16 protein-coding genes and 5 pseudogenes are annotated in these 21,949 nt (G+C 68.6%); 11 read left to right on the top strand and 10 right to left on the bottom strand.

Features of this window, described 5'->3' with window-relative positions; translation table 11 throughout:
* Positions 1-72 precede the first annotated feature (72 nt).
* Entirely contained in the window at positions 73-864 is a 792-nt protein-coding gene (locus OG568_RS55865; RefSeq protein ID WP_329537669.1) for a class I SAM-dependent methyltransferase, read from the top strand.
* 74 nt (positions 865-938) lie between these two features.
* Here the strand turns inward: OG568_RS55865 and OG568_RS55860 are convergent, their stop codons facing one another.
* Positions 939-1,304 (bottom strand): hypothetical protein, encoded by a 366-nt coding sequence (locus OG568_RS55860; protein ID WP_329537668.1) that lies wholly within the window; start codon positions 1,302-1,304, stop codon positions 939-941.
* Between the two features lie 1,000 nt (positions 1,305-2,304).
* On the opposite strand from OG568_RS55860, the gene OG568_RS55855 reads away from it, so the two are divergent.
* Positions 2,305-2,964: an RNA polymerase sigma factor gene (locus OG568_RS55855; protein ID WP_329537667.1), complete on the top strand. Its 660-nt coding sequence runs from the start codon at positions 2,305-2,307 to the stop codon at positions 2,962-2,964.
* On the top strand, positions 2,961-3,689 hold the full coding sequence (locus OG568_RS55850) for a hypothetical protein (RefSeq protein WP_329537666.1): 729 nt from the start codon (positions 2,961-2,963) through the stop codon (positions 3,687-3,689). Before OG568_RS55855 ends, OG568_RS55850 begins: the two co-directional genes overlap by 4 nt.
* Positions 3,690-4,158: 469 nt before the next feature.
* On the opposite strand, the pseudogene OG568_RS55845 reads toward OG568_RS55850, so the two are convergent.
* Positions 4,159-4,248 (bottom strand): annotated as a pseudogene (locus OG568_RS55845) (transposase); the annotation flags it as partial.
* A 405-nt stretch (positions 4,249-4,653) separates the two neighbouring features.
* Here OG568_RS55845 and OG568_RS55840 point away from each other — a divergent pair.
* Positions 4,654-5,433, top strand: a complete 780-nt coding sequence (locus OG568_RS55840; RefSeq protein ID WP_329537664.1) for a hypothetical protein — start codon at positions 4,654-4,656, stop codon at positions 5,431-5,433.
* 83 nt (positions 5,434-5,516) lie between these two features.
* Here OG568_RS55840 and OG568_RS55835 read toward each other — a convergent pair whose 3' ends face one another.
* From OG568_RS55835 to OG568_RS55825, 3 genes are all read right to left on the bottom strand, one after another.
* The gene (locus OG568_RS55835) at positions 5,517-6,044 is read right to left on the bottom strand and encodes a transposase (RefSeq protein ID WP_329537663.1); all 528 of its coding nucleotides are present in this window, start codon (positions 6,042-6,044) and stop codon (positions 5,517-5,519) included.
* The gene (locus tag OG568_RS55830; protein WP_329537662.1) at positions 6,041-6,538 is read right to left on the bottom strand and encodes a helix-turn-helix domain-containing protein; all 498 of its coding nucleotides are present in this window, start codon (positions 6,536-6,538) and stop codon (positions 6,041-6,043) included. The genes OG568_RS55835 and OG568_RS55830 overlap by 4 nt, the downstream gene beginning before the upstream one ends.
* A gap of 181 nt (positions 6,539-6,719) precedes the next feature.
* Positions 6,720-7,124, bottom strand: coding sequence for an FKBP-type peptidyl-prolyl cis-trans isomerase (locus OG568_RS55825; protein ID WP_054229571.1), 405 nt, complete (start codon positions 7,122-7,124; stop codon positions 6,720-6,722).
* A gap of 569 nt (positions 7,125-7,693) precedes the next feature.
* On the opposite strand from OG568_RS55825, the pseudogene OG568_RS55820 reads away from it, so the two are divergent.
* A pseudogene (locus OG568_RS55820) lies at positions 7,694-7,813 on the top strand (alpha/beta hydrolase fold domain-containing protein); the annotation flags it as partial.
* A gap of 289 nt (positions 7,814-8,102) precedes the next feature.
* Here the strand turns inward: OG568_RS55820 and OG568_RS55815 are convergent.
* Entirely contained in the window at positions 8,103-9,173 is a 1,071-nt protein-coding gene (locus OG568_RS55815; RefSeq protein ID WP_329537661.1) for a hypothetical protein, read from the bottom strand.
* 627 nt (positions 9,174-9,800) lie between these two features.
* Here OG568_RS55815 and OG568_RS55810 point away from each other — a divergent pair.
* Together OG568_RS55810 and OG568_RS55805 are read left to right on the top strand one after the other, a co-directional pair.
* Positions 9,801-12,635 (top strand): DEAD/DEAH box helicase, encoded by a 2,835-nt coding sequence (locus OG568_RS55810; RefSeq protein ID WP_329538299.1) that lies wholly within the window; start codon positions 9,801-9,803, stop codon positions 12,633-12,635.
* Positions 12,632-13,870, top strand: coding sequence for an SWIM zinc finger family protein (locus OG568_RS55805; RefSeq protein WP_329537660.1), 1,239 nt, complete (start codon positions 12,632-12,634; stop codon positions 13,868-13,870). Before OG568_RS55810 ends, OG568_RS55805 begins: the two co-directional genes overlap by 4 nt.
* A 420-nt stretch (positions 13,871-14,290) precedes the next feature.
* Here OG568_RS55805 and OG568_RS55800 read toward each other — a convergent pair whose 3' ends face one another.
* Positions 14,291-15,742: an MFS transporter gene (locus OG568_RS55800; RefSeq protein ID WP_329537659.1), complete on the bottom strand. Its 1,452-nt coding sequence runs from the start codon at positions 15,740-15,742 to the stop codon at positions 14,291-14,293.
* A gap of 429 nt (positions 15,743-16,171) precedes the next feature.
* Positions 16,172-16,933 (bottom strand): SDR family NAD(P)-dependent oxidoreductase, encoded by a 762-nt coding sequence (locus OG568_RS55795; RefSeq protein ID WP_329537658.1) that lies wholly within the window; start codon positions 16,931-16,933, stop codon positions 16,172-16,174.
* 288 nt (positions 16,934-17,221) lie between these two features.
* On the opposite strand from OG568_RS55795, the gene OG568_RS55790 reads away from it, so the two are divergent.
* Entirely contained in the window at positions 17,222-17,797 is a 576-nt protein-coding gene (locus OG568_RS55790; protein WP_329537657.1) for a TetR/AcrR family transcriptional regulator, read from the top strand.
* A 148-nt stretch (positions 17,798-17,945) separates the two neighbouring features.
* Positions 17,946-18,915: pseudogene (locus OG568_RS55785) on the top strand (integrase core domain-containing protein).
* 56 nt (positions 18,916-18,971) lie between these two features.
* Here OG568_RS55785 and OG568_RS61975 read toward each other — a convergent pair.
* Together OG568_RS61975 and OG568_RS55780 are read right to left on the bottom strand one after the other, a co-directional pair.
* Positions 18,972-19,127: pseudogene (locus OG568_RS61975) on the bottom strand (transposase); the annotation flags it as partial.
* A 96-nt stretch (positions 19,128-19,223) separates the two neighbouring features.
* Complete coding sequence (locus tag OG568_RS55780; RefSeq protein ID WP_329537656.1) at positions 19,224-20,450, bottom strand: MFS transporter; 1,227 nt, start codon at positions 20,448-20,450, stop codon at positions 19,224-19,226.
* Between the two features lie 487 nt (positions 20,451-20,937).
* Here OG568_RS55780 and OG568_RS55775 point away from each other — a divergent pair.
* Positions 20,938-21,210, top strand: a pseudogene (locus OG568_RS55775) (IS30 family transposase); the annotation flags it as partial.
* Positions 21,211-21,275: 65 nt separating this feature from the next.
* Positions 21,276-21,401 (top strand): hypothetical protein, encoded by a 126-nt coding sequence (locus OG568_RS55770; RefSeq protein WP_329538339.1) that lies wholly within the window; start codon positions 21,276-21,278, stop codon positions 21,399-21,401.
* Positions 21,402-21,949: the final 548 nt, after the last annotated feature.

The raw sequence follows: 21,949 nt of genomic DNA, 5'->3' as shown, positions 1-21,949 counted from the left end.
CAATCGTGTTGGCTAGCGGCACCGAACTGTCAGTACCGCAGGTGTCCGCTTGGCTGTAGCAGGGAGTTAAACGTGCAGGACATTGTTGTCGACCCCGTTGCCCACAATCGGGCAGCCTGGGACAAGTGTGTCCAAGAGGGCAACGAGTGGACGAGGCCGGTGAGTGCTGAGGATGTCGAGCGCGCCCGCATGGGCGACTGGTCGATTGTTCTCATCGGGCGTGAGCCAGTCGACCGCTCCTGGCTGCCGACGGACCTGACCGGCAAGGACGTGTTGTGCCTGGCCTCCGGCGGTGGCCAGCAGGGTCCGATCCTCGCCGCCGCAGGGGCGCGGGTCACCGTATTCGACAACTCACCCCGCCAGCTCGGCCAGGACCAGATGGTGGCGGCGCGCGACGGACTCGAGCTGCGCACCGTCCTAGGCGACATGCGCGACCTCAGCGCCTTCGGCGACGCAACATTCGACGTCGTATTCCATCCGGTCTCCAACCTATTCGTACCAGATTTGGCACCGGTGTGGCGTGAGTGCTTCCGCATCCTGCGACCGGGCGGAACTCTGCTCGTGGGCTGCCTCAACCCTGATGTGTACTTGTTCGACCACGAGGCGCTCGACGAGCGCGGCGAGCTGATCGTCGTGCACAAGCTGCCCTACAGCGATGTCACGCAGTACTCCGCCGAGGAACGCGCCACGAAGTTCGGCGCGGATGCCCCTCTTGAATACAGCCACACCCTCACCGACCAGATCGGCGGGCAACTCGCCGCGGGGTTCGTCCTCACCGGCTTCGCGGAAGCGCCGCACCAATCCAACGCATCCGCTCAATACATGTCGCACTATTTTGCGACGCTGGCGGTCAAGCCGGGCTGATCCAGCCGTGGTGCCGGCCGAGACGGCCGTGTCTCCGAATGGCCAAGTGGAGCGCTGTGCCAGCCCGACCCCCACTAACTTCGCTGAGCCCGCATATCCTTCTTCCCGCCCGCCTTCGGAATCATCCGTTCGCGGACAGGGAGCGGGCGGAATCGCTGTGCCTTCACGTCCTCGCGAACCTCAGCGAGGAAAACTCCCACGCCTCGGCGCTGTTCAACGTAGACGGCACTCTCTCCGTCCACCCCGGGCGACCGGGCACCCTTGTTGGCCCGCACTCGCTCCCAGGCGATCAGGAGGAAGGCGGGATCACAGACGAGATTGAACAAATCATGAAACCGTCGACCTGGATCGTCGGTTGCCCGACGGTGCAGCTTGGCCTGGATCTCCCGTACCCTGCGCTCAGCGCCAAGCAACGTGAGCACCGGCTCGTCAGTATTCACCGGCGGCCTCCGGGCATTCCAGCATCCTTACTGCCGACTTGCTGGCCCCCTTCGCCATGCGCGGACCTCTCGTCCGCTCGGACTGCTACGAAGCCTCCGCCCCATCCCACGGTCATCAGCCGACGACGGACCTGCCCTTCGGTGTCCCGGATGGAGCCCCGCGAGGGCGATCGCGGATGGTTCCCACGTTCACCACCAACCGTTCGACGAGGGAGGTGCCCAGCTATACCCCGGCAGCCTCGCCACGAGTACGCCGCAGGCTTTCCTCGTCGCCTCCTCACCGGCCTATTCATTCCGGCTTCGGAGTCACCCGCCTCGTATCCACGACGGGTGCGCACTGCAAACCGGTCCATATCCACCAGATTTGACCCGGCTCGACGCTTACGGAGCTTCACGCACTGGTTCCTCTCGTACACCTTCTCGTCTCGCTTGCCGGACCCGCCCTGTCTGGCAGTTCCAGAACGTCCCGGCGTTGTCAGGACTGCTTTCCACCGTTCCCGGCATCTCCCGGGTCCGGCTGTCCTCAGCTTCACGGCCCTGCTGTGACAGGACCGTGGTGGCGGCCTTTCGCCGCCACTCGGTCAGAGGCGCCTCGTGGCGCACGTACAGGTCATCGAACCGACGGCCCGGATCCGCCAGCAGAATACGCAGCACCCACAACGACCACACCACGGCCATGAAGACCGCGAACGGGTAGACCTCCCCGTCGGTCCACCATCTCCGCAACTCCAGCAGGAGCACAAGCATGTGCGGGATTAAACAAGCCGAGACTGTAAGGGGAACCCGGCAATCAGGGATTCCGCATCGCGTAACGGGCACCGGTTACGGAACATGTGCATGGAAAGGCCGTGTGCGGGTCCTGAGTGTTTCTCGTATTCTCCGGAATCTGAGAAATACTCAACCGGAATTCATGCGGCGATGAGAACGTGCCGACAGCGGACGGTCCCGGCCGTGACGCGGGTCACAGGAACTGGCCGCGGGCGGCCGGACAGTTGAAGGTGTGGACATACATGAGCGCGCCCGGATCCGAGCCGGGGACCCCCTCGCGTTCGGGCGGCTGTTCGACCAGTACGCCCGGGCGGTCTACAATCACGCGTTCCGGCTGATGGGCGACTGGGCGACGGCCGAGGACGTGGTGGCCCTGACCTATCTGGACGCCTGGCGGCTGCGCGAGCGGGTCGACCTGGAGGGCGGCTCGCTGCGGCCCTGGCTGCTGGGCATCGCGACGAACGCCAGCCGCAACATCGCCCGTTCCGCCCGTCGGCACCAGGCGGCGCTGGCCCGGCTGCCGCGCGACGAGATCATGCCGGACTTCGCCGACGAACTGGTCGGCCGGATCGACGACACCGGGCGACTGGCCACCATCCGGGCCGCGTTGGCGACGCTGCGGCGTGCCGAGCGCGAGGTGTTCGCCCTCGTCGTGTGGTCCGGGCTGGACTATCACGGCGCCGCCGAGGCCCTCGGCGTTCCGGTGGGCACCGTGCGCTCCCGGCTCGCCCGGGCCCGCGGGAAGCTGCAGAAACTCACCGACGCCGCGCTTTCCGAGCGTTCCGAATCTTCTGAACATTCCGCAAGAAATCGGGAACCGTGGTCCGGCAGCGGACAGACAAAAGGCAGCCGCACTGCCGCGGTCCGGCCCGCCCAGGAGGAAACCCCATGAGCCGCCAGCCGTTTGAGCCCACCCCGGCCGAACGCGAGGAGATGGCCCGGCTGTTGCCGGTCCCGGCTGACCGGGACCTGCCGGGGAGCCGTCACCGACTCTTCAAGGACTACCTGATGACCCAGATCCAGCCGTCCCCGGCCGTCACCGCTGCCACCGCCCCTGCCGTTGTCCCGGCCCGCCCCCGGCGACGCAGCCTCGCGCTCGTCGGCGTCCCGCTGGCCGTCGCCGCAGCGGTCGGCGCCGTCGGCACCTTCCAGGGCACGGGACACAGCGGCACCGGGCAGCCGCTGAAGGTCACCGCCGCCGCGTACACCATCCAGAAGGGAACGGGCGGCGTGGTCAGGCTCGCGATCACCGACCCGGCGCGCAAGCTCGACCTGTCCGGACTCCAGCACGACCTCGCCCGCTTCGGCATCCGGGCCCGCGCCTATGGCGGAGAGCTGCTTTGCCCCTCGGGCGGGCCCTTCGAGAAGTCACCCGTGCCCCTCACCTCCGACACGGAGGACAAGATCTGGCAGGTCGTCCCGGAGAAGGGGGACAAGACCGCGCTCGACGTCCACCCCGACGGGATTCCCACCAGGGACACCCTGCTGATCAACTTTCCCCTCGCCCAGACCGACCCCGACCACGCCGGTGCCCTCATGCAGATCGGCCTCACCGACACCACCCCGCCCACCTGCGGCCCGGCCCTGCCGAAGGGCTTCGTCAAGTCCGGCTCCTGACCCAAGAGTTGAGGGGCCCGGCGCGTACGGCTGCGCCGGGCCCCAGGTCTGCCCCCGCGTCCCTTGTGGCTGCCCCCGCCCTGCCACACTTCTAAAGAGGTCTTGGGTCCTCTGCCGGAAGGTTCGCCGCTGTGTGGCTGTGTACGTGGGCGGCGGGTTCTGGCACAGATCCTGCGGAGTCGTCGCGGAGAGGGTCTTGTTCGATGGCAGGGACCGTCACGAGCCCGGGCCCGTCAACGTTCCCGCATTCTGGTCCACCACCAGCCGAAGATCGCCAACTCGATGTAGTTGGGCTCCGGCAAGGTACGGCGCTCGAGTGCGAAGCCGGTCAAGCCCGGCAGCTGGCTGGCATCGACGGCATCGATCCAGGCAGGGAGCGTGGCGCCGAGGCGACTGCTGAGTATCTCGCCGAAATCGCGGACGTGTCCGGCGGCCGTGTCCAGTTCGGGGCAGCGGGTCAGAACGTCTGCACGTCGTCCAGGCCGCGGTTCTTCAGCTCGGTGAACACGTGCAGCCAGTACTTGGCGCCCTCGCCGCCGTCGCCGGCCCAGATGCCGAGGGCCTACCCGAGGCCGTGGAGACCGTCTGGCCTCGCACCCAGCATCGCCTGCACCCTCATCTGCTGCCGCAGGCTCTGCGGGGCACGTTCAAGTGCCCCCCCACGGGCGTGGAACGCCTTCGCCGCCCCGCAGGTTGGCCGCCCACTTGTCGTCCTGTGTGCGCTTCACCGGCCGCTCCTCCTCGGTGGCAGGGGCTAGGGAGAACGGGGTACAGCCGGACGGGGGACGCAGGTGCCACGGTACGAGGGCGTGCGGGAGGTGGCCAATCATCGGCCCGGCCGTCGGGATGTGCCCGTCAGGCCCTTGACCGGGTGCCGCTTCGACGGAGGATGGGGGAAGAGAGCGGGTCTGCGTGGTGAAGTGTGGGCCTCTGATAACTCCGACAGCAGGGAGCGTTTCTTCCGATGACCGCACAGCCCGCACGCCCTGAGCGCAGCGGTCCCGAGACCGCCTCGGTCATGGATGTCTCGCCGTTCAAGCCTTCTCTCGTCAAAGCGGTGTTCAGGGACGTGACCCCGATGCACGTCTCTCGGTCGGCCGCGTGGGCCGCCGCGTCGGTGACGCGGACAGTGCTGACGGAGATCATCGACGGCGCGAGGAGAGCGGCGGCGGCGGAGGCCCGGAAGAAGCTGATTCCCGGGGACCTTCTCTCGGCGATCGATCGGAACCTCGAGCTCGAGGTGGGGGCCAAGTGGTACGACCACAGCCCGACGTTTCAAGGCCTGACCGGTGTCCTGTACGACGCCGAGGGTGTCATCGTGCCTTCTCGTAAGCGCAGCAGGTCGCGCAAACCGAGTGCTGTGGTCGGCGCCCACAGGTTCGAGGCCGGGGTCAAGAAGCTGCTGTGGAGCCAGGGGGCGACGGCCGTCCCGGCGATGGTCCGCGACCTGAACGGAATCGCGAGCGTGTTCCTGACGGACCTCGCCCGGGACGCGGCCATGGTCGTCCGCGAGGGCGAGGTCAAACGCTTCGGTACGGTCACCCTAGTGATGTCGGGCGAACCGGCCCCACCCCCGTTCCTCAAGGATTCCCTCCGGGCCCTGTCCGCCCGCAGGGGGGACGGGCGGACCATCGGCAGGGATGACATCCTGGCCGCCACCACGATTCAGTTGTTCGGCGGCAACCTCAGGCAGCGAGCCCTCACCGAGGCACGCGAGGCGACACAGAACACTTCGGCCGGCTGAGCGGGTGCGACCAACATCGCCGCCTGCACCCTCATCTGCTACCGCAGACTCGCCAAATGAGATGGCCTCTAATGCTGGATTCCTCAAAGGAAGTACAGATAGCGGCGGCGTAAGCGCCTGGTGGGTGGTGCGGGTCTGCCCCAGATCCGGGGTCGGGCGCGGGTGTTGAGCTGGGCTGTGGCCACTTCGGTGGCGTGGGTGTTGTGGTCGCGGTCGCCGAAGGAGCGTCCGGCCAGGGCGGTCTTGCGGAAGATGCGCCACCAGCCTTCTTGGAGGTTGAGCCGGCAGGCGCCGACCGGTATGAACACATGCTGGATGCGGGGATGTTCCTCGAGCCAGGTCCGGGTGGACACACTGTTGTGGGAGGACGGATTGTCGGTGATCACGTAGATGTCTCCGACGGGGTTGGCGTCCTCGACCAGCTGGAGGAACTGCTGGTGGAAGGCACTGTTACGGGAGGTGGCCGTCATCGTGACCTCGTGGCCGTCCCGGATGCGTAAGGCGCCGTAGACCCAGGTTTTCTCCGGTCCGCGGGAGTGGTCGAGCTCGTTTTTGATGCGGTGTCCGTCCGGCGACCAGCCCGGTGCCGGCGGGAAGGTGCGTTGGATCACCGGGCCGAGTTCGTCGGCGCAGACCACCGGCGCGCCGTCGGGCGGGCTGGTGCAGAGCTCGACGATCCGCGTCCTTTTCCCTCGAAGTCCACATCTCTCGAGCGGGTCCACGAGCGCGTGCGCCGCCGGCGCACCCCCTCGGCCAGCAGGATCCGACGTACCTGGGAGCGGCTGATCTCGATGCCCAGGTCCCGGGTCGCGGCGGCCAGCGCGTCCAAAGTCCACTCCGAGGGCCGTGGCTCGTCCGCGGGCCACATCTCGTTCGACGGCTGTACTTCCAGCCGACCCGGCGGCGTCAGTTTGACCAGGCCGTTGATCCTCGAGCGCTCGGCCTCGGTGATCCTTCGCTTGCGTCCCTGCCCGCCCAGATCCTCCGGTCCCTCCAGCCCCGAGCGGTTGAAGCGGTGCAGCCGGCGGCGCACCGTTTTCTGACCGCACCGCAGCTCGTCGGCTATCTGCGGGACCAGCCAGCCGCCCCAGCTCAGCTCCACCATCCGGCAGCGCTCCACCACAACCTTCGGCGCCTTTCTGGCCGACGCCAGGCGGTGGACCACCGCTTGCTCACCCTCGTCACGGCCCGGCCGTGCCCTCAGCACCACTACCCAGCACCCGCCCCCGAGCACCCGCAACTGCCCCGCTACCAGCAGCTATACCCACCGAAAGAGGAATCCAGCATTAGGCGTTGCTCCACCCGGTTGTGCTGGAATACGAGTCGAGCAGGTCCACCACGAAGACCAGGGTCGAGCCCGCCGGGATCAACGGCGAGTGCGACTGATTGCCGTAGCCGAGACGCGGGGGAACGATGATCTCGCGCCGACCGCCGACCTTCATCCCCCTCACCCCCCGGTCCCAGCCCTTGATGACCTTGCCACTGCCCAGGGCGAACTTGAACGGCTGGCCCCGGTCCCAGGAGGCATCGAACTCCTTCCCGGACTCGAAGGTCACCCCGACATAGTGGACCCTTACCACCATGCCCGGCTTCACCTCAGCCCCGTCCCCGACGACCAGGTCCCGGATGGTCAGCTCGGTAGGAGCGTCGCCCTCCGGAACGTCGACCTCGGGCTTCGTCAGTTCACTCATTGCAGCCTCATCACTCTCCGTCGGAAGCCGTCGCACGGACCAGCCGGACACATGGACACTCCATGCAGCAGATGGTCACGCTACCGAGAATGCCGGCCCCCGGAGCACACCAGATCCAGCGGCCACACGTGATGATCTTTCGCACAGCCGATGAACGCGACCGCCACGCACAGGTCACGCAGTAATCGCCAGAACGAGACGAGGTGCAGACGGCTGTCGGCACATTGCGAGACATGTCGACCGAACGTCGGACTTCGCAGGCACAACTCACGCCGGTTCCTTGGCCTGACTGGACGTGCGGTCGCCTCTCCTCCTCAGGATCACCGGGACTACGGCTTCCGTCCTGACAGCGACGATCGAGCAACGGGGCGGGAGCGCTCGGAACCCGCAGTGACCGTGAGCGGTGACCCGGACGACGAGGGTCGTTCCTCCCTGCGCGTTCCCAGGGGGCTCGGACACTCCCCGAATTCTCCCCACGGAGCGCCGTCGCCACTGACCGCAGCCCGGCGAGGCCCGAAGTGCTGCGGTCGGTTGTTCCGGCAGAAACAAACGCCAGTCCGTGCCAGGAACTGGTCATCACGGGCGAGGCCGACGTGCTGCACGAGGAGGGCGAGCAGCACGCAAACAAGCTGCGCGAGGCCGGTATCGACGTCACCTCGGTCCGCGTGGCCGGCACGGTTCACGGCTTCCGGCCTTGGGTCAGGGCCCCTCTACTGCCGGATTTAACGAACTACCGGTAACGAGACGGTCCGCCTTGGCGGGCGTGGGCGGACTTGCCGGTCGTGAGGGACGGGAGCCGTCCGCCCGGGCCCTGGCCAGGTGACGATACGACTCGAAGGCGGTACGGACGTCGATCTACGGCGCCGGGGGAATACGCGGGCCCGCCAGGCGGCCGGCCTCGGTGGCCGAGTCGGGGGCAAGCTCCGCCGTCGGGAGCGGGGGTTGGTTTTCCGCGACCACGACCACGACCACGATCACTCAGTCGCAGTCGCAGTCGCAGTCGCAGTCGCAGTCGCAGTCGCCGTCGCCGAGCTGGATCCGTTCGCGCTTGTCCGGGTTGATGTGGACGCCGTACGCCCGGCCCGTCGCCGCCCCGGAGGCCAGGCGGGACCCAATGGCGCAGTGGCGGCGACGGCGGGCCGATTCGACGACTGTGGCGAAGGTGGCCTCGCGCCCTGAACGGACGTAGTCGGTTGCGGGTTTGAGGTGGATCCCGTTGCCGTGGGCGGTGAAGAGGTCATCGAACAGCGTGGCCAGGTGCCGGTTTTCGGCGATCTGGGTCATGAGAAGGCTGGTCAGGCGGCCGCTGACGATGAAGTCGGCGCCGTCTCGCACCGGGGCGAGCAGACGGTTCCGGTCGTCGTGCATTTCGGTGACGAGGGACAGTTCACGTCCTGTGGCCTGTTCCAAGGCGCGCAGATGCAGGAGCGTGACCAGCGTCGGGTCGTCCGGGCCGGCGGCTTCCGTGGGGCCGGGGCCGGGGCCGTCGTAGCCGAGGACGATCACCGCGTCGTACGAGGGGATGTCGAGGTCGTGGAGGATCCGCGGCTCAGTGGTGTCGCTGTTGTGGAGGCTGATGTCGAGGTGGCGCGTCCGCGCACCGTAGTCCTGCACCGTCTGCACCATCTGCGCGGTCGACTCGGACTCTGGGGACACGATGTCGAGACGGGAGCCTTTTGACACGTGGGCGTCGAGCTGGGTGACGATCATGGAGGCCCGCCGGTTCCATCCCAGCATGAGCAGCCGGGCGGTGGACGGCTGCCGGGGGAGCGCGGTGGCGATGACGTTCTCGTCGACGGGCAGGGGGCCGTCGGCGCGGAACGCGGTGTCGTCGTCCTCGGTGATCAGGACGAGCCGGTCGTCGGCGGCGATCGGCGTCTCCATCGGAGGGTCGAGCTCGACGGTGTCGTCGGGGTGCAGGAGCCCGACGGCCGAACTCGTGGCGTACGCGAGCAGCGCCTCGCCGAAGGGGCGGTCGGCGAGGGCGGGTTCGGCATGTGGTCCCCGGTCGCGCTGTCCGACTGAGCTCGTGCTCGGCAGTGTCCACACTCACCGCGATGAAGCCGGGCGGGCGCGAGGAGATCAATCGAGGTTCAAAGATGGGTTCTCACACCCGCTCGGTGTATCGCAATCGAACACTGCGGCCACCCTCCGTGACTGCTCCCCAAGATCTGTGCCAGAACCCCGTTCTCGCGCACACAGCCACTTCCCGCGTGATCAGGCTGGGAGAGTAACCTGCCACGGGTACGCGTCGAGGTCGCCATTACACGGCTTGCGCGGCGTGAAGCCGCCCTCTCCGAGTAACACGGTGACGCCCCCCTCACACAGGACGTCGACGTGCCTGGCGACGCCCGAATGCGGCCCGGGCGTCGTTGAAGTGGGGAAGGACAACGATCGGCAGGCCCATACCGATGCCCTCGTTGATCAGGCCGAGCGCCAGGGTGTCGGAGACGGCGGCGGCCCACTTGGCGAGCGTGTCCCCATCCGCCCGACCTCTACAGGCCCGCGGCCGGTAAACTCTCCTCCCCACCCGTGACGGTATGGCCCGAACTTGCCGGTGGGTGACAGTGCGTGGTGAGGTCCGGTGGTGGGCGTGAGCGGTGAGGACCGCCCCGGATGGCGATGGAGCGGAAGAGCGTGGCACGGATCGTCGTACGAGAACCGGGCACGGGCACGATGAGCGCACCGCCGCCGGCCGCCCCCGAGGCTGCCACTTGGGCACGGGGGCTGCTCGACGGGGGCTGGGCGGCGGTGTTCCTGCCCGGAGAGCCGGCCCGTCTCGGGCGTGTGCTGCTCTGGCAGCCTGCCGGGGCGGTCGCCGAGGACAATGGCATGCGTCCGAGTGTGGAGACCGACTCGGTGGAACTGGTGCTGCCGCACGGCCGCTCGGTCAGACGGCGCAGGGTGGAGGGCTACGCGCTGCCCGTCACTGTCGCCGTGTCTGCCCTGGAGGGGGCGCGGCCGCCGCATCCGTCCGCCACCGCCTGGCAGGCCGCCGCCCGGTTCGCGCTGCGGCTGCTCGCGGACGGCCGCCTCCACCCGGCCCTCACCCCCGCCGGTTACGACACCTGGCAGGCGGGCCCCTTCACCGCCGCCCAGCGGCAGACGCTGGACTCCCTGGCCGCCGCGTTCCCGCCGCATGCCCACTGCCTGCCGGAACCGGGTCCGCCACCGCTGCGGATCGCCGAACCGGCGGCCCTGGTACGCCAGTTCTGCGACGCGGTCGCCGACGGCCTGGTCCGAACCCCGGCCGCGCCACTCGCCGTGGGAGCACGGCCGTACGCCTGGCGTGAGGTGCGTGCCGTGCCCGCCCTGCGCGAGTGGTCCGAAGAGACCACCGCTGCGCTCACCGCCGAGGTCGGTGTCTCGCTGCGCGTCGACCTGCCCGAGGGGCGGCGCCGGCAGTTCAGGGCCGTCCTGCAGTTGCACACCGCGGCGGATCCGGCGCTCCTCGTCCAGGCGGCACGGCTGTGGAGCGAGCCGGCCGAGGTCGAGCGGCTGCTCGGCCCGCGCGCCGAGACCGAAACGCTGCTCGCGCTGCGCCGCGCTGCCCGCGTCTGGCCCCCGCTGCAGCGGCTGCTGAAAGACGCCGCCCCCGACGAACTCCGGCTGACCGACGACGAAGCCTTCGACCTGCTGGGCGACGCCACCGACGCGCTGCGCGCGACCGGTATCGACGTGCACTGGCCGCGCGAGCTGGTCAAGGCACTCACCGCGACCGGGGAGATCGGGCAGCGCACCGCCCCCGGCTCCAGCGCCGGCGGTCTTCTCGACGCCGCCGCCCTCCTCGACTTCCGTTGGCAGATCTCGCTCGGCTGCGAGCCGCTCACCGACGCCGAGATGGACGCCCTCGCCGAGGCGCGCCGTCCCCTCGTCCGGCTGCGTGACCAGTGGGTGGTCGCCGACCCGAAGCTGGTGGCCCGCGCCAGGCGCCGCCGGATGCAACCGCTCACCCCCATGGAAGCGCTGAGCGCCGCGCTGACCGGCGAGGTGGAAAGGGAGGGCGAGCCGATCCCCTGCGCGGCGGTCGGCCAGTTCGGCGACCTCGTCGCTCGTATCCGCGATCCCGAATCCCGTACCTCCGCCGAGCAGCCGACCGCGCTCAAGGCCACGTTGCGCGACTACCAGAAGCGGGGCCTTGCCTGGCTGGCCGAGATGTGCGAGCTCGGCCTCGGCGGCTGCCTCGCCGACGACATGGGCCTGGGCAAGACCATCACCCTCCTCGCCCTGCATCTGCACCGCCAGACCGACCCCGCCACCGCGGGCCCCACCCTTGTCGTGTGCCCGGCCTCCCTGCTCGGCAACTGGCAGCGCGAGGCGGCCAGGTTCGCGCCGTCCACGCCCGTGCGCCGCTACCACGGCGGCAGCCGCCACCTCGACGACCTGGCCGGCGATGAAATCGTCCTGGTCACCTACGGGGTGCTGCGCCGCGACCGCGAAGCCCTCGCCGAGACGGCTTGGTCGCTTCTCGCCGCCGACGAGGCCCAGCACGTCAAGAACCCCTACGCCGTCACCGCCCGCGAGCTGCGCGCCCTGCCCGCCCTCGCCCGCGTCGCCCTCACCGGCACCCCGGTGGAGAACAACCTCTCCGAACTGTGGGCGCTGCTCGACTGGACCACCCCCGGACTCCTCGGCCCGCTCTCCACCTTCCGCGACCGGTACGCCCGCCCGGTCGAGACGGGCGAGGACCCCGAGGCCGCCGAGCGCCTGTCCCGTCTCGTCCGTCCCTTCCTGCTGCGCCGCAGGAAGTCCGACCCGGGGATTGCGCCCGAACTGCCGGCCAAGACCGAGACCGACCGCGTCGTGTCGCTGACGGCCGAGCAGACCAGCCTGTACGAGGCGGTGGTCCGCGAGACCATGGCGAAGATCGAGGAGTCCGAGGGCATCGCCCGGCGCGGCCTGGTGCTGAAGCTGCTCACCGCTCTGAAGCAGATCTGCAACCACCCGGCCCAGTACCTGCGCCAGTCCACGCCGCTGCGTGGCCGCAGCGGCAAACTGGACCTGCTCGACGAGCTGATCGACACGATCACCGCCGAGGGCGAGTCGGTCCTGGTCTTCACCCAGTACACGAAGATGGCGGCCCTCCTGGAGAAACACCTCGCCGAACGCGGCATCCCCACCCTCCTCCTGCACGGCGGCACCCCCGTCGCGCAACGCGAGGACATGGTGGACCGCTTCCAGCACGGTGAAGTACCGGTATTCCTGCTGTCGCTGAAAGCGGCAGGTACCGGCCTCAACCTCACCCGCGCCGCCCACGTCGTGCACTACGACCGCTGGTGGAACCCTGCCGTCGAGGACCAGGCCACCGACCGCGCCTACCGCATCGGCCAGGACAAACCCGTCCAGGTCCACAAGCTCCTCGCAGAGGGCACCGTGGAGGACAAGGTGGCCAAGCTGCTGGAATCCAAGCGCGCGCTCGCCGACGCCGTCGTCGGCTCCGGCGAGGCCGCCCTGACCGAACTGTCCGACGCCGACCTCGCCGAACTCGTCGCCCTGGGGAGGCAGTCATGAGCCCCTCACTGCCCGGCCAGCGCCGTGCGCCCACCCGCGGCAGGCACGCCTTCGCCGCAACCTGGTGGGGCCAGGCGTGGGTAACCGCCCTGGAGGACTCCACCCTCGACGCCGGGCGTCTGTCCCGCGGACGCACCTACGCCCGCAAGGGCATGGTCGGCCCGACCACCGTCACCCCCGGCCATATCAAGGCCTCTGTCCAAGGCAGCCAGCCGCGCCCCTACCGATCCTCGGTCCACCTGCCCGTCCTCACCGACGCCCAGTGGGACACACTGCTGGATGCCGTCGCGGCCCGTGCCGGGCATCTCGCCGCGCTCCTCGACGGCGAGATGCCCGCCCAACTCGTCGACGACGCCAGCCAGGCAGGTGTCCCCCTGCTGCCGCAGCCCACCGAACTCGACCCGGACTGCTCCTGCCCCGACTGGGGATATCCCTGCAAGCACGCCGCCGCGCTCTGCTACGCCATCGCCGCCACCATCGACACCGACCCGTTCGTGCTCTTCGCGTTGCGCGGTCGCAGCCGCGAGGAGGTCCTCGCCCAACTGCGCGCACGCCGCACCGCGAGCCCGGCGGCGGACACCCCGCCGGCTCCGGCCGGGATCCCCGCCGCCAGCGCCTACGCCGCCTGGGCCGAACACACCCCCGGGCTGCCCGACCTCCCCGCACCATCCCCCCACGCCGCCGCACTGCCGGTCCCCCCACCGTCCGACAGCGGCCTGTCCCTCACGGACCTGGAACGGCTCATGGCCGACGCGGCGGCGCGCGCAACGCAGTTGTTGTCCGGCGACACCACTTGCCTGCATCTGACCCAGCACCAGGACGCCGTACGGATCGCCGCGAGCAGCCCCGGGCCCGAGTGGTTCCATAACCTGATCCAGAACACCGGCACCAAACCGACCGCGTTCGCCCGCCTCGTCCGCGCCTGGCGCCACGGCGGTCCCACCGGCCTCACCGTCGCCGAACAGCCCCACACCCCCGACCCAGCGGTGATGGCAGCCGCCCGCACCGCCCTGACCATGACCCTCGCCGAGATGGCCACCGGCCCCGCCCCCCTCAGGGCCTGGCGCAACCGCCTCACCCTCCCCGGCCAGGGCATCCAGCTGCGTCTGGGCCCCGACGCCCGCTGGTACCCCTACGTCCAGGACGACGACGGCGAATGGTGGCCCGCGGCACCAGCCGACACCGACCCCGCCACAGCGCTCACCTCCGTCTGGCAACAGCGCTCACCCACCTGAACAACACCTGGCCAACGCCGCGGACCCCCGGGCGAAGCATCCGGACCAGGAAGCCGGGAGGCACAAGGTCACGGCAGTCAAGCCTTGTCGGGTCTTCGAGCTTGAGCGGGGTCTGGCGTCGATCGACCTGCCCTGCCGCCACTGGTGGTGAGTGTGGGGCGAATTGGGCCCTGGATGCAGGGAGCCCGTGATCGCGGGTGATCATGGCTATTCTCCACGCAGCTTGATCACTTGGACGCACGGGCTTGGACCACAATACGACGTTGCTGCTCGACCTGGACGGCCTGGCCGTCACGAAGGTCGAGCAGCTCGCGAACGGCACCCGGCGGGTCTACCTGATGACCAATGACCATGGACGTGACCGCGCAGACCTGCCCCAGTTGCGAGGTATCCGCCTTACGCACCAAGGGAGTTGTGCCCTCAGGCGCTCTGGGCGGCCTTGTGCCGGCTGGGACGTACGGCCAGCACGGTGACGATGAACGCCAACAGTGCGAATGCGGCGGTGGTCAGGAATGCCGCGTGTGCGCCGGGTACGAACGCGCCAGGTACGGCGCCTGCGGCGTAGACCGAGACGACCACGGCGAGTCCGATGGCGCCGCCGAGCTGCTGGGTGGTCTGGAGCAGACCGGAGGCGGATCCGGCGTGCTCGGGCTTGACGCCGCCGACGACCAGGGAGGCCGCGGGCATGAAGGTCAGTCCGGCGGCGATGCCGTTGAGCAGCAGGGAGCCGAAGACGGCCGGGAAGTAGCTGCTGGATGTGCCGACGTTGCTGAGCCAGGCGAAGCTGCCGGTCAGGCCCAGGGTGCCGAGCATGAGGAGCGGTGTCTGTCCGAAGCGTCCTACCAGGCGGGGGGTGACACGGGAGAGGGCGAAGATGCCGACGGTCATCGGCAGGAACGCGAGGCCGGCTTCCAGGGGGCTGAAGTGGAGTACCTGCTGGACGTACTGGACGACAAGGAAGAACGTCGAGATCTGTGAGCCGAAGACCAGGGTGACGATGGTCAGTCCGCCGAGCCTGCGCCGGCAGCGGAGCAGGTTCGGCCGGAGGAGTGGGTGGGTGACGCGGCGTTCGGTCACGGCCAGCACGGCGCCGAGCACGGCACCTACCCCGAGACCGCCGATGGTCTGCAGGGATGTCCAGCCCTTGTCGGGAGCTCCGATCAGTGACCAGACCACCGCTACCGCCGCTCCGGTCGCGGCGATGGCCCCGACGAAGTCGAAGCGGCCGGGATTGCGCGGGGTTTCGGTGACGAACCGCCGGGCCAGGGCGAGGACGCCGATACCGATCGGCACGTTGATGAACATGGTCCAGCGCCAGGATCCGAACTCGGTGACCAGGCCGCCGAGTACGAGACCGAGGGTGCCGCCGCCGACACCGACGGCCGAGAAGAGAGCCAGGGCCCGGTTTTTCCCCGCATCGTCGCGGGCGCTGGTGGTGACCAGGGCAAGCACGCCTGGCGCTGCCAGGGCTGCGCCGATTCCCTGGGCCGCCCGCGCCATGACCAGCGTCGCCGGGGACTGGGCGAGACCACCGAAGAGGGAGGAGACGGTGAAGACGGCGAGACCGATTTCGAAGACCCGCAGGCGGCCGAAGGTATCTCCGAGCCGTCCGCCGAGGAGAAGCAGTCCGCCGAAGGCCAGGGTGTAGGCGTTGAGTACCCACGACAGTGATGACGGACTGAATCCGAGGTCGGCGCCGATCCTGGGGAGGGCGACGTTCACGATGGTGCTGTCGAGGGTGAGCATCAGCTGCGCGACGAGCACGATGGCGATGCCGATGGCCGCCCGGCTGGCGTTGACGGGCCGCAGGGCTGGGCTCTTGTGGCGCGCGGCCGGCGGCCCGGTGCGTGTAGGAGAAGGGGAAAATGGCATGAGGGTGGTCCTGTTCCGGCCCGGGGGCCGATGAAGGGATACCGGAGTCTGGTGAGGGTGGCGGCGCCGGTGCACTGCTGGCGGGGCCGCCGGTGGGTGATGGCTTCGCCGGCATCGGTGGGAACCGTGCCTCTTGTCGTTTTGAGAGGGGGCCGGCGAAGCTCGCCTCGACACGGGCCTGTGCTGGTGTCGGACCAGGGGACTTGGGCGGTGCCGGCAGGGAACAGGCACGGCGCCGGGCCGGTGTTGTGGTTACCAGGTATCCGGTTCAGACGCGGGATTTCGTGTCGCCGTACGTTTGTGGGTTCTTCTGCGTGCTGCGAGCGGAGATTCTGGTGGCCCGCGTGGTGGGGCTCACCTGGCTGAACCACCGGGTGAGGCCCCCGGCCGGCCGAGATCCGTGGTCCCGGCCGGCCGGGGGCGGGCGGCTCAGACCTGGGCCATACCGCCGTCGGCGAAGAGCTCGACGCCGGTGACGAAGCTGGAGGCGTCGCTGGACAGGAACGCCGCAGCCTTGCCCATCTCACGGGGTTCCGCGATACGGCCGGTCGGGTTGCCCTCACCCATGGCCTTGACCGCGGCGTCGACCTTGTCTGCGCCCTGCGCCATCGCGAGCGCGCGCCGCAGGGACTCGGTGTCGACGGCTCCGGGGCTCAGGACGTTGATCCTTATGCCGGAGCCCTTGACGTCCTGGATCCAGACGCGGACGCAGTTGCGCACAGCGGCCTTGGCGCCGGCGTAAAGACTCATCCCGCGCGGGGGCTGAATCGAGGCAGTCGATCCGATGACGACAATGGTGCCGCCGCTGGGCAGCAGCGGGATGGCCGGCTGCACGGTGAACAGGACGCCCTTGACGTTGATATTGAAGGTGCGGTCGAACTCATCTTCCGTGATCGCTTCGAGGGGGGCGTGGGCGCCAATGCCGGCGTTGGCCACGACCGCGTCGAGCCGTCCGTGCAGCGCGATGACCTCGGAGTACACGGCCTTCATGTCCGCAAGCTTCGAGACATCGGCGACGACCCCCGATGCCTTCGGCCCGATCACGGCGACCGCCGCGTCGATCTGGTCCTGCTGGAGGTCCGTGATGACGACGGTGGCGCCCTGGTCCACGAACTCCTGAGCGATGCCCAGGCCGACCCCGGACGCGCCACCGGTGACGACGGCGACCTTACCTTCGAGTGCGAGAGTCATTCTCTTCTTCTCCTGCCGAAATTCATGTCTTAGGCCGCGGTCCTTCGCGGCAGACTGCTGAATGGATACAGAGGGTCGACATATCGAAACCCTGAGTCTGTGACGGACCCCTGGGGCTGGATGCCTCGCGGTAAATGTCTGCTCGCCTGAGGTGAAGGGGTCGCTTCCTCTCCGGGAAGCGGGTGGAGCGGCCTATGCCCTACAGTAGGAACCGGGGGCGCCTCCACTTAGTGGACTGTAACTGGGTGCGCCTCCACTTAGCAAGTCGGAACGACAGGAGATCTATCCATGAGTACGGGTACAGGGCGCCCGCTGAGGGCTGACGCCCAGCGGAACCGGGACAAGATCCTGTCCACCGCGACGCGCGTCTTCGCAGAACAGGGACTTGATGCGCACCTTGAGCACATTGCCAAGGAGGCAGGCGTGGGTACCGCCACCCTTTACCGGAACTTCCCGACCAGGGAGATCCTGATCGAGGCCGCCTACCGCAACGAGCTGGCCCGACTGTGCGATGCGGCCCCGGGACTGCTGGCGGCCCTGCCCCCACGTGAAGCCCTACGCGACTGGATGGGGCGCTTCATCGACTACGCGACCGCCAAGCTGGGCATGGCCGAGGCACTGCGGGCCGTCGTCGAGTCCGGAGTCAACCCGTACGCGCACAGCCGGGAAATGATGCTGGAAGCACTCACCTCGCTCATGGACGCCAGCGTCACCGCCGGAACGATCCGCTCCGACATCAGCGCGACCGACATGTTCGCAGCCCTGACCGGCATCGCCCTCGCCTCCGGAAAACCCGACCAACGCGCCCAGGCCGAACGCCTCCTCGACCTCACGCTGGACGGCCTGAGTACCAACCGAAAGTGACACCACTACGCGACGCGTCATATCCCAGCACTGCGGGTGTCGATAATTCATCCGCCCAGGTGAAGCGCTTGATCCCGGATCTCCGGCCGCGCCTCCCTTCACCCTGTTGTCTCCATCTGCGCAGGGCATCGACGGCATCATGATCTTCGTGCTGCTGCGTCTTGGGTGTCTCGCCGTGACCCACGCCTTCGCGTTCCTGTGCCTGTTGCCGATGAGCGTTAGAGAGAAGGACAGCTGCGGCACCTCCTGTTGCTGGTCCGCCCGGACACGCTCCTGCGCCGGCATCGCGGCCTGCTCAAGCGGCGCCACGCTGCGGCCTGCGTGCCGAAGCGCCGCGGGCGCCCGCCGACCATCCGGTCGGTCCGGGCCCTGGTCGTGCGTCGGGGGGCGAGAATGACTCGTGGGGCTACCGGCGGATCCACGGCGAGCTCGTGGCGCTCGGCATCAAGGTCGCCGCCTCCACCGTCTGGGAGATCCTCCGCGAGCACGGCATCCCACCCGCGCCCGAACGGCAGAGCACCACCTGGGCCGACTTCCTGCGCAGCCAGGCAGAAGCGCTGCTCGCCTGCGATCTGTTCGAGGTCCGCACCCTGACCGGGGCGCGCCTGTACGTCTTCGCGGTGATCGAGCACGCCACGCGGCGGGTGCGGATCCTGGGCGCCGGCGCACACCCGACGGCGGAGTGGATCGTGCAGCTCGGGCGCAATCTCCTCATGGACCTCGAGGACGCAAGCAGCAGGGCCAGGTTCTTGATCCGCGACCGCGAGTCGAAGTTCACGGCCGCTTTTGACGACCTGCTGACCGACGCCGGGCTGAACGTTGTCACCACCGGCATTCGGATACCGCGGATGAACTCCCCCATGGAGCGCTGGATACAGACGTGCCGACGTGAGTTGCCGGACCGCACCTTGACTGGGAACCAGAGCCACCTTCTGCACTCGCTCCGCGAGTTCGAGACCTTCTACAACTGCCATCGACCGCACCGAGCCCTGGGACAAGCCGCGCCGCTGCGCCCACTGCCTGCACCGATCAACGTGCCAGAGCAGATCGGGCATCTTGAGGTCCGCCGACGAGACCGGCTCGGCGGAACCCTGCACGAGTACCAACATGCCGCCTGAGCAGGCCGGATGACGTATCGGCACCCGCAGAGCTCGCCAGGGCGGCCCTCGCCCTGGTCTGCTTTGGCCTGGCGGTACCAGCCGCGCAGGGACTCGGAGCTGATGCCGAGCTCCCGGGCGATGGCGGTGACCGTCTTGCCCGAGGAGTCGACGAGCGCGATGGCGTCCCGCTTGAATTCCTCTGTGTACCGCTTCGTGTACTTGCTTCCCACCTGGTGCTACTTCCTCTGGAACCTTAGGTCCCAGTCTCCAGGTGTCCGCGATCAAGGGGAAGCTTCAACTCGGCCCATGACCGGGACCATGTACACCTACTCCAGCGTCTTCCCCTTCGTTTCGGGCGACACGAGAGTAACGACGGCCGCCAACAGCATCAGAGCGATCGTGTAGCCGAGGAAGAGGTGCTCGCGGCCGCTGCTGGCCAGCCACGTTTGAAGGTACGGTGCGGTGCCTCCGCAGAGTGCCACGGCGATGGAGTACGGTACGCCGATCCCTGAGGCTCGCACGTGCGTGGGGAAGAGCTCCGCGAGGTAGGCCGGCAGAATCGACGTCCCAAGCGCGATCAGAATGCCCGCGATTGACATGGACAGCGTGAGCTGCCAGACCTTGTCATGAATCAAGCGGTTCAGGGGGTAGGTCACTGCTGCGCCTCCGAGCGTGAACATCAGGAGGGACGGCCGTCGCCCTATGCGGTCCGACAGCGCTCCGGCGAGCGGCAGCGTCGCGACCAGGACTGTGAGGGCGATAACGGCAGACCACAGCACGGCGGAGGACGGGAGGTGTTTCACCCCGATCGCGTAGGCCGGAGCGGCGGTCACCCAGGTGTAGAAGAAGACGGTGCCACCTGAGGCGAGCCCGATGACACACAGTGCCGCGGCACGGTTCTTCCAGAGGCCCCGTAGGAGGGAAGTACTGGACCTGTCCTGTTCCTCCGCGGCCTGCGCGTGTTCGTACGAGGGCGTCTCGCTCATCGTGCGACGCAGGAAGAGGGTGACGATGCCGAGCACCCCGCCGACGAGGAAGGGCACCCGCCAGCCCCAGCTGCCCATCTGCTGGTCGGTGAGCACGGTGGTCAGGGTGGCGCCGAGGAGGGTGGCAATGATGACGGCCGAGACACCTGAGACGTAGATGGTGCTGGACCACAGACCTCGGCGGCGTGGGGGAGCCATCTCTGAGATGTAGGTGTGCGAGGCGGCGATCTCACCACCGTAGGCAAAGCCCTGAAGCAAGCGGGCGAGCAGGAGCAGCACCGATGCGCTCACGCCAACGCTTGAGTACGAAGGGGCAACACCGATCAGAAGGCTTCCGGCGGAGGCCAGGGCGACCGACAGCAACAGGGATGCCCGTCGGCCATGGCGGTCGGCGAACCAGCCGAAGAGGATGCCACCGATCGGTCGCATCCCGAACCCGACAGCGAAGACCACAAGTGTGGAGAGCAGCGCGGAGAACGAGTCCGTCGGTTTGAAGAACTCTGCAGCGAGGAACGGCGCGAAGACCGCGTAGACGTTCCAGTCGTACCACTCGAGCGCATTGCCCACACCTGTGCCGACGATTGTGCGCAGCCTCTGTCTGCGACTGGGTGGCCGTCCTTCGTCGACGTGATCCGCGACTGCCTCATCGGTGCGGTCCGTCTGCATCGGCTCCTCCGGTGTGATTGCTCCGGCCGGCAGACAACCTCTGACGTGGCGCCCGGGATGGCTGTGCTCTGTTGGGGGAACCACGGTGGACGAGATCGCTCCTACTCAGGTCAGCACGCGGGATCGGGTCATACCCAGTACTACAGCCGGTGATTTTACGGTGTGTGAGTGCGGGCGGTCGGGGTGCGGTAGGGGCTGGCGCGGGCTCGGGTCTGGTGGCGGGAGCGCCAGCGGTGCCCGTGCATGGCGAGCCAGGTCCGGGCGGTGCGGGCGGGGCGAGGACGATCCGGTCGTACAGGCGGCGGATCTCGTTCAGGCTCGGGGGACGGATGACGTCGACTGGGCGGATATGTGACGGCTCCCGACGGGGGCGAGGCTCAGGGCACCGGAGTTGGGCCGCCGACTCGGCCGCGACCCGGCGACCAACTCGCGGGAGCTGTGACGCAACGCGGCCACTCGAGGCGGGAAGCTCGAGTACCGGGCCTCGGTAGCGCAGAGGAAGGCTGAGCTTACGACGCGACGCCCCAAGGCCGCGAAGCTTGCCGTCAACGAACGGCTCCGCGAGTACGTCCAAGAGCGGCTCTCCGGCAAGGTCCGCCGACCCAACGGGACACCGGTACCGGGACCTGAGACCGCACCCTGGAAGGGCCGCGACAAGCCGCCCCTTCATGAGCACCAACATGCCGCTTGACCAGGCCGGATGTTCTGCCGGCACCCGCAGAGTCGTTGACCACCCCGGCGTATGGCCGTGTCCTGCTCGCCAGCGACGAGTTGACGGAGGCAGGCGGCGAGGCGAAGGTGCCCCGCGGACACGACGGTGTGGTGGACGACCGCGTGATCATCGCTCCTTGAATTCTTCGCTTCGTCGAACCGGTGACGACGAGGAACGGGACCTCTGGTGGATTACTTGTGCCGAGCAAGGTGATCGAGAACCAGGGGTCCCGGCGCGGGAGAATCCGTCATCACGCGGACGATCACGGTGTGTACGCGCCCGGGCTGTCGGTCATCTGGCAGGCGACGGCGAGCCAAGTGCGGCGGTCGAGGCGGAGGATCTTCCATGCGTCGCAGGCAGGAGGCCTCGAGCGGTTCGCTTGTACCCCAAGCCGAGGAATCGTCGGCTGACAGGTAACATCCGAGTCGCAAATACTGTGACCGGAGGAAAGTTTTCATGCTGACCCCGATGCCTGCTGCACCGACGCGTGAACCTTCGGCCACGCTCGAGCGTTCTGTGACCGCGCCGGTCAACGGTGGCGGGAGCGGCGCCGGCGGCCACCGTCGCACGGCAGCGGGGACTGTCTTCTCGCCGCGGGCTTTGGCCCGCACGTCCACGGCCGCGGTGTCGGGCATTCGCGTGGGGACGGGGGGGCCGGAAGCCCCGCTGAGGCCGGCATCCGCAGGCG

This window comes from Streptomyces sp. NBC_01450 (genome assembly GCF_036227505.1).
GTDB lineage: Bacteria > Actinomycetota > Actinomycetes > Streptomycetales > Streptomycetaceae > Streptomyces.
The sequence above is the reverse complement of the archived record's forward strand: the minus strand, read 5'-3'. Positions and strand labels throughout refer to the sequence as shown.